This is a genomic window from Clostridium swellfunianum, assembly GCF_023656515.1.
Lineage (GTDB): Bacteria > Bacillota > Clostridia > Clostridiales > Clostridiaceae > Clostridium_AT > Clostridium_AT swellfunianum.
The window spans coordinates 2,786,716-2,803,467 of record NZ_JAMOFV010000006.1 but is presented as its reverse complement, the minus strand read 5'-3'; the positions used below and the strand labels follow the sequence as shown (position 1 = coordinate 2,803,467).

The following is a 16,752-nucleotide window of genomic DNA, read 5'->3' as shown; positions in this document are numbered from 1 at the left end:
GGAGAAAAATCCTAATGATAAAAATAAAGGACCTTTCAGTAGAATATAAAGGAAATAAGGAACAAGTGCTTGCTTTAGATAAATTAAGTATAGACATAGATACTGGTGATATTTATACCTTTATTGGCCCTTCAGGCTGTGGAAAATCTACACTTTTAAGTGTATTATCCGGCATTCAAGAGAATTATACTGGAAGTGTCCTAATAGATAAGATTGCAGTGAATCCTAAGATTCATCGCATAGGTCTTGTGCTTCAAAACTACGGTTTATTGCCCTGGAAAACCATTGAAGAAAATGCCTTGATAGGTCTTAAGATAAAAAGGGAAAAGACTGATGGCTACGAGCATTATATTTTAGAAAAGCTTGGTCTTACAAGTCTACTTAAAAGATATCCAAAAGAATTAAGCGGTGGGCAAAAGCAGAGAGTTGCTATTGCCCGAGCTTTTATTCTAAAGCCTGACCTACTTTTAATGGACGAGCCATTTTCAGCTCTAGACGCCATTTCAAGGGAAGAAATGCAGGAGCTTTTTATAGAAACCTGGAAAGAAAATAAAGTAACTACTGTTTTTATAACTCACAGCGTGGATGAAGCAATATATCTAGGCAGAAAAATAGCAGTATTCTCGTCTTCTCCTGGAAGGATAATGAAAATTATTGAAAATAAAGCCTTTGGTCTTGAGAATTTGAGAGAAACTTATGAATACTACAATATTTCCAGAGAAATAAGAAAAATAATCAAAGAGAGTTGGTCAAAATGCTCTTCATAAAAAAGATAAAAGCATATTTATATGGCTTTATAATAATAACTGTTTTATGGTACATAGCTTTTTTTAACATACAGCTTCCTATTGTACCGTCACCTTTGAAAATTTACACTAAAATAATTGAGATATTTAGTAATACAATAGCTATACATGTACTTTACAGCTTGGCAAGAATCTTTGGCGGTATTTTTGTTTCATTAATTATAGGAGTTCCAATAGGTTATCTTATGGGATACTATAACTCTGTCGATAAGCTGCTCTCGCCTTTAATTTATTTCACCTATCCAGTGCCTAAAATGGCATTACTTCCAATTGTAATGCTTATATTTGGTCTTGGAGAAAGCTCCAAAATAATAATGCTAGTTATGATAGTAATTTTTCAAATAATAATTACAGCTAGAGATTCAGTAAAAGCTATTCCTAAGGAAACCTATCATTCTCTATATTCCCTAGGAGCAAGCAAGCTTCAAATATTTAGAGAAATAGTTTTTCCAGCCTCCTTTTCTGAAATAATAACCTCTACAAGACTTGCTCTTGGAACAGCGGTATCCATACTTTTCTTTACAGAAACCTATGGGACAAGATTTGGTATGGGCTATTTTATTATGGATAGCTGGATGAGAGTAAACTATGTTGAGATGTACTGTGGAATTGTGGTACTTAGTATAATGGGAGTACTGATCTTTGCTATAATTGATATATTAGAAAGCTACGTTTGTGCATGGAGATAACAGCTTTTTATTAACATACGTTATAATCAGTGTTATAATTTAATAAGCAAGAAATAAAGAATTACAGTAGAATAGGGCTTGAAATTATGAATTTAAAACTTTTGGGACAGGACTATAAGCTAAATATAAGTGAGTCTTTCAATGAGGGAATACAGGTTATATTTGATAAGACACAGTTTAATGTATTTGTTTCAAGAAAGATAAAAACTCACAGAGATGAATATGTAAGGCAGGTACTTATAAAGTGGTATAGACTTCAAGCTGCTAATATCTATAAAGCTAGGGTAGACTATTACGCTGAAAAGCTTAAGGTTAATTATAATAGAATAACAGTAAAAGAACAAAAAACAAGATGGGGAAGCTGTTCTTCCAAAGGAAATTTAAATTTCAACTGGAGAGTTATAATGGCTCCAATTGAAATTGTTGACTATCTTGTTGTTCATGAACTATGCCATCTTGTCCATATGAATCACTCTAAGGAATTTTGGACTTTGGTTCAGAGCATTTTGCCTGACTATGAAAAAAGGCAGCAATGGCTAAAGGATAATGGAAATAAATTAGGAGTATAAAAGGTTTTGCTTTACACAAAACCTTTTATACTCCCTATTTTTTCGCCCATAAGTACATAGGTTTCAATACCTTTGTTGGTCTGCTCTATGATGTCCTTGTCTATTTTAATTTTGTTAGGTTCAAAGAATAAAATTACTGTTGAACCTCCAAATTTAAAGTAGCCCTTTTCCTCGCCTTTTTTAACTCTTTCATATGGCGTGTAGGTTTGGATTATTGAACCTACGCAAGTAGCTCCCACTTCAACATAAAGCACATCGCCTAAGTTATCAGAGTGGAAGGTGCTCCATTCTCTTTTGTTCTCACAAAACAGCTTTTCTACCTTTTGAAGAGCAACAGGATTAACAGAGTAGTAAGCCCCATTTATTTTTACTGTTTCTCCACAAGTACCGGCATCTATAAAGTGAAAGCGATGGTAGTCTGTGGGGCAGAGTCTAAGAATCAAGCAGGTTCCCTTATCATACTTTTGGGCAATCTTATCATCCTTGATAAGCTCCTTTAAACTGTAGGTGAAGCCTTTAACCTGTACTAAGTTATTCATATCTATACTTTCATAGGCATAAAGCTTTCCATCACCAAGAGAAACAACTGAATTTTTATTTATATCTATTGGGCGAGCGTGAGCTTTTAGCTTTCTATAAAAGAAATCATTAAAAGAAGTATAATCTTTCTCTGATTTTTCTGTAATAGACATATCTAAGTTAAATTCATTTATAAAATTTTTGATTTTTCTTTTACTAAGACCTCTATCTAAGTACCAGCCGTAAAGGCTTGAAAAAGCTTTTTTCTTTATAAGAGCTTCTAATAGGGTCATGCCAACTGGTGATGAATAAGTCCAGTTTAAATATTTTTCTCCTGCAACCTTTTCTATTTCGTAATCTTTAGTTTTTCTGTTATAGTACTTAATCATAAATTCAACCCTTTCTTCTGGGACAAGATAGCTTGAAAGACGTTACCAGATTCGGAAGCTACCTGCTTAAAATCAATTTAAGACTTTAATCTACATTATTTTACCACATAATTTATAGTTTTAACCATAGCTTTTAATTTGACAAGTTGCAGAAAATTACATAAAATTATACTGGTTATACTAAATAAAATACTTATGAAAAAAAGTTTTGGAGTGATTTTTATGATGAGCAAGACCAAAAGGTCTATTTTTGAGGCAGCAATTAGAGTGTTTTCTATAAAAGGTTATGATGGCGCCACCATGGATGATATGGCTCAGGAGGCAGGGGTAGCTAAGGGTACGCTTTATTACCATTTTAAAAGCAAGGAAGAAATATTTAAATATATAATAACAGAAGGAATGGAGCTTATCAAAGATGAGCTTAAAGAAGCGGCAGAGAAAGAAAAAGATTCTCTATCAAAGCTAAAGGTTATTTGCAGGCTTCAGCTTCAGTTAGTATATGAAAAAAGAGACTTTTTTAAAATGATTATGAGCCAGCTTTGGGGGCAGGAGATAAGACAGCTGGAGCTTAGAGAGATAATTCGAAGCTATATAGGAAGTATTGAACAGTATATTAAAGAGGCTATCGAAGATGGTCTTATTAAAAAGGGAGAACCAAATTTTATGGCTTATACCTTCTTCGGAACCTTGTGTTCGGCAGCTGTATATGAGCTTATTAATAAAGGTCAAAATAATTTAGACGAAATATCAGATAATCTAATGAATAATATTCTACACGGAATTCAAGCGTAAATATAGAATCTCTAGATTACATTTTAAAATGAAATCTAGAGATTTTTTTATTATTAAAATATATAGCATTAACATTTTAATAATATGGCTCTATTTGACAATAAAAACATATTATTAAGTCTCCCAACTAAGCTATAAAGCAGGAAATATATATAAATATAGACGGTTTATTAAGTTGTTTAAACCGGAGTATCCCTGAAACTCATTGGAGTTAGCTTAGTGTGTTTCTTAAAGGAGGTTACAAAGCTCGATTCACTGCTAAAGCCTGTAGCAAATGCAACTTCCTTTACTAAAAGAGTTGATCCCTTTAATAGTTTTTTTGCTTCATTAATACGAGTCATTAGTATATATTCATAAGGAGAATATCCCATTTCTTTTTTAAATAGCCTGCTAAAGTAAAATACGCTTAGATTTACTTTTGAGGCTACTTCTTCAAGAATAATTTTATTTTTAAAGTTTTCTTGAATATATGAGGTAGCTAAAGCAATTGGACTGGAACTATTATCTAAGCCATCTGCATTATTACTTAAATGAAGCTGAAATAGTTCAGTAAGCATTCTTTGTATGTAACAGGAGATTAGCGGTTCGTTTATGTCTTTATTACTTATAAATGAGTTTATTATAATTGAAAGATTCTTCTGTATCAAAGTATTATCCCTTAAGGAAAAAATGCAGCCAAAGCTATCATAGATTAAGTTAAAATATTGCGAACTCATATTTCCGTCAAAATGTATCCAAAGAGTTTCCCAATTCTCTGTGGAATAGCCGTGAGGTTTATTGCAATTTAAAAGTACAACGTCATTTGCCTTTGCAGTAAATACCTTATTATCATAAGAAATAAATCCATTACCAGATTTTATATACATAAACAGATAGCTGTCGTAGTTATCTCTTTTTACGGAGTATCCCTTTGTGCAGAAATAATGGCCGGCACATTTTAAATAGAAAAAAATTGATTTGGCAATACTGCTTGGAGTATGAAAAAAGGCACTTGAATTTTGTAGGACTCCTGGTTCTTTAATATACATTGTAAGAATTCCTCCACCTATAAATTACAGCAATATTTTTAAATACATGGGCAACTATTTGTAATGTACATATAATAATTGAATTATATAATATAGTCATAATGTGTGCAAGTCTAATAAGTAAATGGAGGAAATTCAAGTGGAACATAAAGAATTTGGTGTGAAGATATGGGAGCAAGATATTGAAATTCCAACCTACGAAGTTGGTGAACCTGATAAGAACCCAATGTTTCTTGAAAAAAGAGTATACCAAGGAAGCTCGGGTAAGGTTTATCCCAATCCTGTTATAGACAAGATATATGATGAGAAGAAAAAGAAAAAATATAGAGCAGTTTTCTTAGAAAATGAATACCTGCAAATAATTATTTTACCCGAAATAGGTGGGAGAATTCAAAGAGCACTGGATAAAACAAACAACTATGATTTTGTATATTATAATAAAGTAATAAAGCCTGCATTAGTAGGGCTTGCAGGTCCATGGATTTCAGGGGGAATCGAATTCAACTGGCCTCAGCATCATAGACCTAGTACTTTTGAGGCGGTAGATTATAGACTAACTGAAAATGTAGATGGAAGTAAAACTGTTTGGGTCAGCGAAATTGAAAAGATGTTTCGAACAAAGGGAATGGCGGGATTTACACTGTATCCTGGAAAGGCTTATCTTGAAATTAAAGCTCAGCTTTATAATAGAACCTCTGTACCTCAAACCTTTCTATGGTGGGCAAATCCTGCAGTAGCAGTGAATGATTATACACAATCAGTATTTCCGCCTGATGTACACGCTGTTTTTGACCATGGTAAGAGAGACGTATCTAAATTCCCTATTGCCACAGGAACTTATTATAAGATGGACTATTCCGCCGGTGTTGATATATCCAGATATAAAAACATACAGGTACCAACTTCTTATATGGCATATCACTCAGATTATAATTTTGTAGGTGGTTACGACCATGAAAAGAAAGCCGGCATATTGCACATTGCAGATCATCATATATCACCTGGCAAAAAACAGTGGACCTGGGGATGTGGGGACTTTGGCAAGGCTTGGGATAGAAATTTAACAGATGAAGATGGTCCATATATTGAGTTAATGACAGGAGTATATACTGATAATCAACCTGACTTTACTTGGATGGAGCCTTATGAGGAAAAAACCTTCAAGCAATATTTTATGCCTTATAAAAATGCTGGAGTAGTTAAAAATGCTTCTATTGATGCAGCAGTAAATCTTGAAGTTATTGGCGAGAAAGCAGTGGTTAATGTGTATGCTACCTCTGTTTTTGAGGATGCTCAAATAGTTTTACAAGGCACAAACAAAACTTACCTAAACTCTATAGCAACACTTTCTCCGGTAAACAGTTTTAATGCTTCGGCCTACCTTGAAGAAAGTGAATTGGAAAAGGACCTTTGTATTACTGTAAAGGATAAGACGGGAAAAGAACTTATAGCCTATAGACCAAGAGAGAAGAAAAATGAACCTATACCAGACGCTGCAAAGGCTGCACTTTTACCTCATGAGATTAGCAGCAATGAAGAATTATATCTCACTGGCTTACACCTGGAACAATACAGGCATGCCACCTATGAACCAGAGGTATATTACCTAGAAGGACTAAAGAGAGACCCAGAGGATATAAGGATTAATAATGCTTATGGAAATCTTCTATTTAGACAAGGCTTATTTGAGGACTGTGAAAAATATTTTAAAGCAGCAATTAAGAAGATAACTAAGTTTAATACAAACCCATATGATGGAGAATCTTATTATAATTTAGGATTGGCTCTTAAAATGCAAGGCAAGTATGATGCTGCTTTTGATGCTTTTTATAAATCTGTATGGAATGGAGCTTGTCAGGATAAAGGTTATTTCTCCTTAGCAAGCATAGCTGCATTAAAAGGTGAATATGAAGAAGTTTTAGATATAGTAGAAAAATCCATAATCAGAAATTATCATAATTATAAGGCAAGGGCGTTAAAAAGTACAATTTTAAGAAAGTTAAAGAGATATGAAGAAGCAGAGAAGTTCTCAAGGCAAACCCTAAGTATTGATGTCCTGGATTTCAACTCCAGAAATGAGCTTTATAAAATATACACTGAAACAGGCAGGCAAGAAGAAGCGATATCAATTTTAAAGGAACTAACCAGTATAATGAGAAATAATAGCAACAACTATATAGAATTATCAATTGATTATGCTGGTGCAGGCTTTTATGAGGAAGCAATTGAAATACTTGAGAGATTGCTTGACGGAAAGAACATTAGTCCAATGGTTTACTATTATATTGGATATTATCATTATAAATCAGGTGATTCAGAAAGTGCTTTACAATACTATGAAAAAGGTATGAAGGTGAATTCAGATTATTGCTTTCCGAGCAAATTAGAAGATATTTTAGTGCTGCGGAATGTACAGGATTTAAATTGTGGAGATGCCAAAGCCCACTATTATTTGGGCAACCTTTGGTATGATAAAAAACAATATGATGCAGCAATTATTTCCTGGGAGACTTCAAGAACTTTAGATGAAAGCTTTGCAACTGTACATCGAAACCTTGCTCTTGCTTATTATAATAAAAAGAAACAGCCTTTAAAAGCTAAAGATGCTTTAGAAAAAGCATTTAATTTAAATCAAAAAGATGCAAGGGTATTTCTTGAATTAGATCAGCTATACAAAAAAATAGGTTACAGACATGAAGAAAGATTAGTTAACTTTGAAAAATATAGAGAACTAGTACAAATACGTGATGATTTATACCTTGAAAATGTGAGCCTTTTGAATTTCCTTGGAAGATATGAAGAAGCAAGAGAACTTATATTAAATAGGAAATTCCATCCTTGGGAAGGTGGAGAAGGAAAGGTAACAGCTGAATATGTTTACTGCCACGTAGAACTTGGCAAAGAGCTTTTAGCAAAAGGTGAGTATAATGGAGCTGTTAAACTCTTTAAGGATGCAATGGTATATCCTCATAACCTTGGAGAGGGTAAGCTTGCAGGAGCACAAGAAAATAATATAAATTATTACCTTGGATGTGCTTATGAAAGGCTTAATGATAAAAAAACAGCTAAAGATTATTTTGTTAAAGCATCTATTGGACTTGATGAACCATCAGGAATGATGTTTTATAATGACCAACCGGCAGACATGATATTTTATCAAGGTCTAGCTCTACTAAAGCTTAGGCAAACAGAAAAAGCAAAAGGTAGATTCAATAAGCTTATAGGTTATGGAGAAAAGCATATTTTTGATAAAGTAGCTATAGATTATTTTGCAGTTTCGCTGCCTGATTTCTTAATATTTGAGGAAGACTTGAACAAGAAGAATATGGTTCACTGTTCTTACTTAATTGGACTTGGACAATTAGGCCTTGAGAAATTTGAGGAAGCAAGAAAAAAATTTGCTGAGGTTATTAAGCTTGATATTAACCATTTAGGAGCTTTAACTCACTACAAAATGATTTAGTAGCCCAAAGAAAAGCAGGAGGGTCATTATGAAAAGTATTATATCTTTAGCTGGTCAATGGAACTTTAAATTGGATAAAGATAATAAAGGTATTGAAGAAAAATGGTTTGATGGGATATTATCAGAAAAAATTAAGCTTCCTGGGTCAACGGATGAGGCGGGTTATGGAGGAAAAACAAATGAGAAAGACCCTCATCGTCTAAGCAGAGTCTATGAGTATATAGGGGCTGCCTGGTATCAAAAGGAGGTCTTTATTTCCGAGGAATTTAAAGACAAAAGTATAGTTCTATTTTTGGAACGCTGCCATATCGAAACTAGAGTATGGGTGGATGGAAAAGAAGCAGGGATGCAGGACAGCTTATGCGTAGCTCACAATTATGATGTAAGCAGCTTTATGACTCCGGGAAATCATATTTTGACTATACGAGTGGACAACACAGTTAAATACGATGTAGGAGTAAATGCTCATTCTGTTACAAAGGAAACCCAGACTAATTGGAATGGAGTAATTGGTAAAATTCAATTAGAGGCATATGATAAAGTGCGAATAGCTGATGTTCAAGTTTATCCTGATATCGAAAGAGCAACTGCAAAGGTTATAGTTTCTCTTCAAAATGATTCTAATGAAGCAGTGCGAGGAAAGCTATCATTAAATGCAAGTACTTGGAATACAAAGATGCTTCAAAGCCTTTCAGAATTAGAAGTTTCTTTTGATTTTCAAGATAAAAGCAAAGTTATTGAAGTAGAATATGAGATTGGATCTAAGATGCAGCTTTGGGATGAATTTTCACCTGCTATGTATAAATTAACTGCTTGTATTGATGGAGAAACTGATTCCTGCAAATTTAAACATAGCAATAGTGTAGATTTTGGAATGCGAGAATTCAAAGCACTGGGTTTGCAGTTTATGATTAATGGAAGACCAACGTTTTTGAGAGGTACCTTGGAATGCTGTGTTTTCCCATTAACAGGATACCCTCCAACAGATGTTGAATCTTGGAATAAATTGTTCAAGATTGCAAAAGATTATGGCTTGAATCATATTAGGTTTCATTCCTGGTGCCCGCCTGAAGCAGCTTTTACTGCTGCGGATACAGCCGGTTTAATGCTTCAAATTGAGACGCCTGTTTGGACTGTATTAGGAGAAGATCCGGAAGTTGATGAATTTATATATAAAGAAGGGGAGCGAATACTTAGAGCTTATGGAAATCACCCCTCATTCTGTATGATGGCAGTGGGAAATGAACCTTCAGGTGAAAATATGAATAAGTTCCTGTCAAAGATAGTTTCTTATTGGAGAAACAAGGACTCAAGGCGGTTGTATACTGGCTGTGCAGGTTGGCCGGAAGTTTCTGAAAATGACTATCACTGCATTAAGAATAGGAAAGAAGTACTTAGGGCACAGGATTGGCTGGCGAACCTTAGTGGAAGGCTAAATGCAAAGCCTTTAACTACAGATTTTGATTATAATGAACAAATCGCGGACTGCGCAGTTCCTGTAGTTTCTCATGAGATCGGTCAATGGTGTTCATATCCAAACTTTAAGGAGATGGATAAATATACAGGAGTACTAGAACCAAGGAATTTTGAAATTATTAAGGATAGTCTGATACAAAAAGGTATGTTTGAACAAGCGGAGGATTTTCTCAAGGGGTCAGGTAAGCTTCAAACACTACTATATAAAGAGGATATTGAAGCTGCTCTGCGTACAAAAGGCTTTGGAGGATTTCAGCTGCTTGGCTTAACTGATTTTCCTGGTCAGGGAACTGCTCTGGTAGGTATGCTTGATACTTTCTGGGAATCAAAAGGTTATGTTGATGAGACTGAGTTTAATAGATTCTGCTGTGAAACAGTGCCACTTCTGAGAATGAGCAAGGTAGTGTGGACGAACAATGAAACTTTTAAAGGCAGCATCGAAATTGCCAACTTTGGAGCAAGTCCCATTGAAGGAGCGATAGTTGTCTGGCAAATTGAGAATAAGAATGGCAATAAGGTAGCTTATGGAGAATCAGCACCTGTATCATTACCCGTTGGTAATGGTATTAAAGTATCAAATATAGAATTAAAGCTTAATGCTATAGATGAATCTTCAGAGCTCATTGTTACTGTTGCAATAAAAGGAACAAAATACAGCAACAGCTGGAGCATTTGGGTGTATACTGATAAGCTTGATTTAACAGTACCTAAAGAGATTGTGATGACACAGTCTCTTGAAGAAACAATAAGTGAGCTAAGACAAGGAAAAAAAGTATTGTTTATGCCTGTAATGGATCAATTTATATCAAATGATATACCTGCAGGATTTACTACAATATTTTGGAATACTGCATGGACAAGGGGGCAAAAACCTCATACATTAGGAGTTTTATGTAATCCTGAAAATCCTGCATTAAAAAACTTTACAACAGATTTTCATACAAACTGGCAGTGGTTTGATCTTATTACAAAATCAAAGTTTATGGTGCTGGATGGGCTGAATGCAGGGTTTAAGCCTATAGTTCAAATAATAGATGACTGGAATAAAAATCGCAAGCTAGGGCTGCTGCTTGAGGGAAGAGTTGGTCATGGAGAACTTTTAATGTGCAGTATTGACTTAAACAGCAATATTGATGAGAGGCCAGTGGCAAGACAATTTCTTTATAATTTATTTAGATATATGGAGAGTGTAGATTTTTCTCCAAAAAATCACATTGAAATAGAGCAGCTTAAAGCTATATTTTTATAAAAACACATTAATTTAAAATATGCCCAACAAAAATCAGACTGGCAAGCGGACAGGTTTTTGTTGGGCATATTTACGATGTGGAGTACGTATAGTATAATGTAATCATTAATAAGTATTGATTGCGGAGTGTCAAGCGGTCGGGATAGGATGATTGTATGGAAAATAGTAATCTATTGTATAAGCAGATAAAAAGAAATATCATAGAGGAGATAAAATCCATGTCTCCGAATGAGCGTATTGCATCGAGAACTGACATGGTAAAAAAGTATAATGTAACAAGAACCACAATTGACAGAGCTATATCGGAATTGATAGGAGAAGGATATTTATATTCTCTCAATGGCAGTGGAACTTTTGTTAGTGAACGAGAAGTAAAAGCTATTCAACAGCTTGACGAAGGACAAGCAATCAGTTTAGGGATTATTCTGCCAAACATAATGAATGACGCATATCCTGGTATATTACGGGGTATCGGAGATGTCGCCAGTGTAAACGATGTGAATGTTATAATATGTAATTCTGATAATGATGCAGATAAACAAGCAAAGCAAATTAGCAAGTTGATTGAATCAGGTGTTAAAGGTTTAATTATAGTTCCTGCTATTTCTGAGAAGAAAGATATAAACTCATTTAGATTGCTGAAAGAAAGAAAAATCCCTTTTGTATTTTGTAATAGAGGTGTAGATGATATTGAGGCTCCTAAAGTAATGTCTAATAATTTTTATGGAGGATATATTGCAACAAAACATCTTCTGGAAAATGGATATAGGAATATTGCATATGTTTCAAGATTTATGTATTCTGCATCTGTTGAAAGATATCAAGGATATGTAAGTGCTCTATATGAAGCAGGGGCTGAGCTTAATGAGGAATTAGTAGTATTTGAAGAAACTTCTGGTGAAGAAAAGCATGGATACAATAGCACAAAAATGCTGCTATCAAAGGATAAAGGTAAAAGGCCGGATGCAATATTTTGCTTTAATGATGATATCGCAATGGGAGCTTATGAAGCAATTACTGAAGCTGGGTTAGCAATTGGGGAAGATGTCGGAATTGTAGGTTATGACAATACAAGTATATGTGAGATGCTTCCTGCGAAACTTACTTCAGTAAGATTTAAAACTTACGAGACAGGCACTAAAGCTGCCGAATTGTTGATAAGTAAAATGAATGGGGAAATGATACCTAACAATAAAATTGTTGTTTTACAGCCGGAACTTAAGATGAGAGAAAGCAGTTTTAAAATATAATTAATCTGTTCAGAGATGTGAATCTGCAGTTTTAAATAGTAAAAAATTCAGGAGGTGCTTGAAGGTGTATAAGCTACTTATTGTTGAAGATGAAGAAATTTTTAGGGGTGTTATGCCAATAATTATTGATTGGAATTCCATTGGTTTTGAAGTAGCAGGGGTATGCGAAAATGGATACAAGGCTCTGGAATTTTTAGACAAAACAGAAGTAGATGCTATTCTGACAGATATACGTATGCCGGTATTAAATGGTCTTGAATTGGCTATGGAAGTAAAAACCAGACTTCCGAAAACTAAGGTAACTTTATTTAGTGCATTTAATGAATTTGACTATGCAAGGAAAGGTATAGAGTGTGGGATTTACGGATATATTTTAAAGTCTGACGGGGAAGATGAAATAGTTAATCATTTTACAAAGCTTAAAGAAGTTTTAGATAAAGAAAATCAAATAAGTATGGATAGCGAAGATATATGGAGGCAGCGGGAGCTACTCTTCAAAAGCATTATGGAAAGTGCTTCGGGTTTTGACGATAAAACTGAAGCTATGATTCGAAAAATTGGTATTCCTGAAAAAAAACCCACGTATGGCATTTCTTTGTTTGGGCTTGACGAATATAAACTTATGACCTTTTATTCCGGTGCAGACAGAGTACGTAGAATAAATGAATTTATCCGAGGCTATCTATATGAAAATATTGAAATTCAGAATAAAGGATTTGTTATCTTTTTAAATGATATGGTCTGTGTTGTTTGGACTATTTCAGAAAAAGAATTGGAACAATCTATAAATGAAGTATATAAGAATCTAAAAGAAGAGCTGGGATTGCATGAAAAAAGCGAAGGAGAATGTCTTGATATATCCTGTGTTATTGGAAGAATGGCAGATAATTTGAAAGACATATGCAGCTCCTATAAGAGTGCTAGAAGGACTTTCCTTCACAAGGCTTATATTAACAATTGCATTATCAATGACTGTGAGATAGGTTACAATAACAGACAAAAGCTGACCTATATGAAAGAAGAACGATTGTTGAAAGAAATAATACCTCTCGTTCATAGTAAAGAGCCCGTTAAATTGATTGAGTTTATTGAAAAAGTTAAAAATGAATTTATATCATCTAAATTAACAGATATTGATATGATCTCAGGATACGTAGTTAGGTTAATCCTGGAAGTAATGACAGATCTGAAGGAAATGGGAATAAGGTCTGATGCATTGCTTGAAAAATCAAACTATATAATAAAAGAGATTGGATATTGTGAGACTATAGAGATGATTTTTAGAAAGCTGGAAGTTTTTATTGTTGAGGCGTTTTCTTTAGTAAATGAAGATAATAATATGCAAAATAGAAGAATTGTAGATGAAGCACTAGGCTATATAAGGGAAAATTACTCTGCACAAATAAGCCTTGAGGAGTTAGCAAGGTATGTAAATGTTCATCCAGTTCATCTTTCAAGGCTTTTCAGTAAGGATTTAGGAGAAACCTTTAAACACATACTCATTGAGGTAAGGATTGAAGAAGCAAAAAGACTTCTAAGGGATATTAACTATAGAGTTTATGAGGTGTCAAGTTTGGTTGGTTATGAGAAGCCTCGCTATTTTAGTGAACTTTTTAGAAGCGTAACGGGCCTTACACCTTTGGAATACAGAGAAAAATATAAAGGTTAACCAAAACTTATGAGGAGCATGATGATTAATAATGGTTATGTGTAAAAAAAGGAATACGAGGATGTTGTATGATAAAATTTAGCTTTAAAAAGTCTCTGGAAAAGAAAATCATCCTTTTTGGAATTATTCTTTCATTGATATCTATAGGGTTAACTACCATAACTTGCTACTTTGTTACGAATAGATTTATTTTGTCTCAGTTTGAACGCGTAAATGAAATAGCAACCGGTGCAGCAGTTGAAAAAGCCAACACTTATTTAGGGGAATTTGCAAATATCGTTAGTATGTCGATGAAAAATCAGTATTTTGACAGTATAATAAGTTCAAATGAATCAGATCCATATGTTCTAATAAAAGCGCAGAAGGACTATGAATCATTCTTGAAAAATCTTATTTTAAGTAATGATAAGGTAGACGCAGTACTAGTAGTTGACTATAATAGAAATATTTTTATCAAGGCTTGTAATTCTGTAGGGAAATATTATGAAAAATATGGAGCTGCAGAATTCTATAATAATCTAAACAAACCTTTGCTTCAAAACTCAAAAAGTCAGTTTTTCCTTGATAGATATAAAGAAGGAAATTATGAAAGATTAGCAATTATAAGTCCTGTATTTGAGCCTTATAGTAATGAAATTAAGGCATATATGGTTGTAGTATTAAGTAAAAAACTCATTGAGGAAATGCAGTTTGCAGGAAACGGGATTTTTATTACCGATAATGCCGGAAACTCCGCTGAGTTGACCTACAATGTAAATGATGATGAGTTGACTGGACAAAAGTTCTCATTTAAAAATGCATTAAACTATGAAGGGTGGACTATAACAAATACATTTACTTTTGATAAGCTTCAGGAGTCTATTAATAAAAACCTTACAGCTAATATAAAAATTGGAATAGTATGCCTTATTTTGTCTGTAGTTATATTGACTATCACAGGCAAAAAAATCGTTAAGCCTATTAAAAATATGGAGGCGCAGATAAGTGAGTTAAATCACAGTTATATTGAAAATAAGCCAATTGTGTTTTTCAAGAGAAACATTGGCTTCAAATTGACTCTGCTTATTTTGTATTGCACTATAGTAACTGTTCCGGTTGTTTTAATTACAGGTAGTTCATATTTTTCAGCCAGAAATACAGTAGAGAACAAAGTAGGCTCCGTTTTTGAATATAGTGCTCAAATTCTCTATCAACAGATGCAATTTGTCTACAATAATTACCGGAGGATGACAATAGAAACTTCTTCTTTCAACGAGAAGGTACAAAAGCTTCTTGATGTTAGTAATTCTTCCAATAATTTAGATAATGAAATACGGGACGAGATGAATAATATTATCCTATCTAGAAATTTATTTGATAAGGGTATTTCTAATATTACTATATATGACACCGAGGAAAGGCTGGTATACTCTTCTACTTACGGGGGACCATTCATGATGCGCCCTGATACAAAAGCTGATTTGGATTATGTTAGAAATAATTTTAGTGCTTTTCTATGGCGAAGCTATACGGAATCACCTTTTAATAAGAAAGGCATACGTATAGGAATGCAGATTAGAGGTGCAGCAGACGGCATAGAAGCTGGAAAACTATTAGGTTTTATTTTAATTGATTTTAATGGTGAAGATATTGAGAAGATGCTGAATGTATTCTTGAAATATAGCTATTTGGATCTTTATCTTGTAGATAGGACTGGCAATAATATCTTTAGTGATATTGGGAGCAGTGATAAGAAGGGATTATCAGATATATTAATATTTAACAAACCTTCATTTGAAAAGAATGAAAGGATATCTTTTCGGGAAAATGGTAATAACTATCTAATGATATCGAAATACTTTGATGAAAACCAGTGGAGTTTAGTATTTCTTTTAAAGAATTTCAATGAGAATGAAAATATACTTGTTTACAGTGTTATTGTACTCATTGGACTTGTTATCCTAAGTTTTGGATTCTCCTATGGATTTTCTTCCATACTTTCACTAAATATATCATCTTTGATTAAAATAGTTAGAAATGTGAAGAGAGGAAACTTAAAAACTCGTTTTAAGAGTACTGCTGAGGATGAAATAAGCGAATTAGGCAATAGCTTTAATGATATGCTTGACCGTATTAATCTATTAATTGAAGAAAAGTATACTTCTGAGGTTAAGATAAAAGATGCAGAAATTAAGGCTAAAGAATATGAACTTAATTTACTGCAATCACAAATAAATCCGCACTTTCTATATAATACCTTAAAAACTGCACAATATATGGCTTTCATCAAAGACCCTAGAACAGAACAAATGATTAAACTGCTTATAGCATTGTTTAAAACAAGTATAACAAGAGGTGAAAAAATAGTAAGGTTTGGAGAGGAAATGGCTCATGTAAAAACTTATGTAGATATTCAGAAAATGAGATTTGGGGATAAGATTAAAGTAATTTACGATGTAAGTGACGACATGATGGAAACTCCAGTTCTAAAGTTGACTCTTCAGCCAATAGTGGAAAATGCAATTTATCACGGACTGGAGGTAACTGAAGATGGTGGAACTATTATAGTAGCGATTCATAAGCTTAATGACAGATTAAAGATATCAGTAAGTGATGATGGGGCTGGGATGAGCAAAGATAAGCTGAGCGAAATAAAGGAAAGGCTGGAAGGTAAAACTAAAGGACAAAGTATTGGAATAATAAATGTCCATGAACGGATAAAATTATATTTTGGTGATGAATATGGCATAGAAATAGATAGTATTTTAGGAAAAGGGGCAGTGGTCACTATCAATTTTCCGTTATTAGATCAGCAGGGCTACAATTTAACGTAGCCCTGCTGTTTTATTTTCTTCATTTTTATAATTTAAACTA

Annotated in this window: 11 protein-coding genes; 9 read left to right on the top strand and 2 right to left on the bottom strand. The window is 33.6% G+C overall.

Annotated elements, in window-relative coordinates; genetic code table 11:
* Nucleotides 1–14: 14 nt before the first annotated feature.
* From NBE98_RS13375 to NBE98_RS13365, 3 genes are all read left to right on the top strand, one after another.
* Nucleotides 15–767 carry an ABC transporter ATP-binding protein gene (locus tag NBE98_RS13375; protein ID WP_250815476.1) on the top strand — a complete coding sequence of 251 codons (753 nt, stop codon included), beginning with the start codon at nt 15–17 and terminating at the stop codon, nt 765–767.
* Nucleotides 755–1,495, top strand: a complete 741-nt coding sequence (locus NBE98_RS13370; RefSeq protein ID WP_250815475.1) for an ABC transporter permease — start codon at nt 755–757, stop codon at nt 1,493–1,495. The genes NBE98_RS13375 and NBE98_RS13370 overlap by 13 nt, the downstream gene beginning before the upstream one ends.
* An 86-nt stretch (nt 1,496–1,581) precedes the next feature.
* Nucleotides 1,582–2,064, top strand: coding sequence for a M48 family metallopeptidase (locus NBE98_RS13365; protein ID WP_250815474.1), 483 nt, complete (start codon nt 1,582–1,584; stop codon nt 2,062–2,064).
* 11 nt (nt 2,065–2,075) lie between these two features.
* Here NBE98_RS13365 and NBE98_RS13360 read toward each other — a convergent pair whose 3' ends face one another.
* Entirely contained in the window at nt 2,076–2,972 is an 897-nt protein-coding gene (locus tag NBE98_RS13360) for a phosphatidylserine decarboxylase (protein ID WP_250815473.1), read from the bottom strand.
* 225 nt (nt 2,973–3,197) lie between these two features.
* Here NBE98_RS13360 and NBE98_RS13355 point away from each other — a divergent pair, with 225 nt between their 5' ends.
* Entirely contained in the window at nt 3,198–3,764 is a 567-nt protein-coding gene (locus NBE98_RS13355) for a TetR/AcrR family transcriptional regulator (protein WP_250817577.1), read from the top strand.
* Nucleotides 3,765–3,943: 179 nt separating this feature from the next.
* On the opposite strand, the gene NBE98_RS13350 is transcribed toward NBE98_RS13355, so the two are convergent.
* Nucleotides 3,944–4,792: an AraC family transcriptional regulator gene (locus tag NBE98_RS13350; RefSeq protein ID WP_250815472.1), complete on the bottom strand. Its 849-nt coding sequence runs from the start codon at nt 4,790–4,792 to the stop codon at nt 3,944–3,946.
* Nucleotides 4,793–4,931: 139 nt separating this feature from the next.
* On the opposite strand from NBE98_RS13350, the gene NBE98_RS13345 reads away from it, so the two are divergent.
* The 5 genes from NBE98_RS13345 to NBE98_RS13325 all read left to right on the top strand — a co-directional run bounded on the left by NBE98_RS13345 (nt 4,932) and on the right by NBE98_RS13325 (nt 16,712).
* Entirely contained in the window at nt 4,932–8,255 is a 3,324-nt protein-coding gene (locus tag NBE98_RS13345) for a tetratricopeptide repeat protein (protein WP_250815471.1), read from the top strand.
* A gap of 28 nt (nt 8,256–8,283) precedes the next feature.
* Nucleotides 8,284–10,980 (top strand): DUF8487 domain-containing protein, encoded by a 2,697-nt coding sequence (locus tag NBE98_RS13340; RefSeq protein ID WP_250815470.1) that lies wholly within the window; start codon nt 8,284–8,286, stop codon nt 10,978–10,980.
* A 155-nt stretch (nt 10,981–11,135) separates the two neighbouring features.
* A complete protein-coding gene (locus NBE98_RS13335; RefSeq protein WP_250815469.1) occupies nt 11,136–12,230 on the top strand; it encodes a GntR family transcriptional regulator in 1,095 nt (364 codons plus the stop codon).
* A 64-nt stretch (nt 12,231–12,294) separates the two neighbouring features.
* Entirely contained in the window at nt 12,295–13,899 is a 1,605-nt protein-coding gene (locus NBE98_RS13330; protein WP_250815468.1) for a response regulator, read from the top strand.
* A gap of 68 nt (nt 13,900–13,967) precedes the next feature.
* Nucleotides 13,968–16,712, top strand: coding sequence for a sensor histidine kinase (locus NBE98_RS13325; protein WP_250815467.1), 2,745 nt, complete (start codon nt 13,968–13,970; stop codon nt 16,710–16,712).
* Nucleotides 16,713–16,752 lie beyond the last annotated feature (40 nt).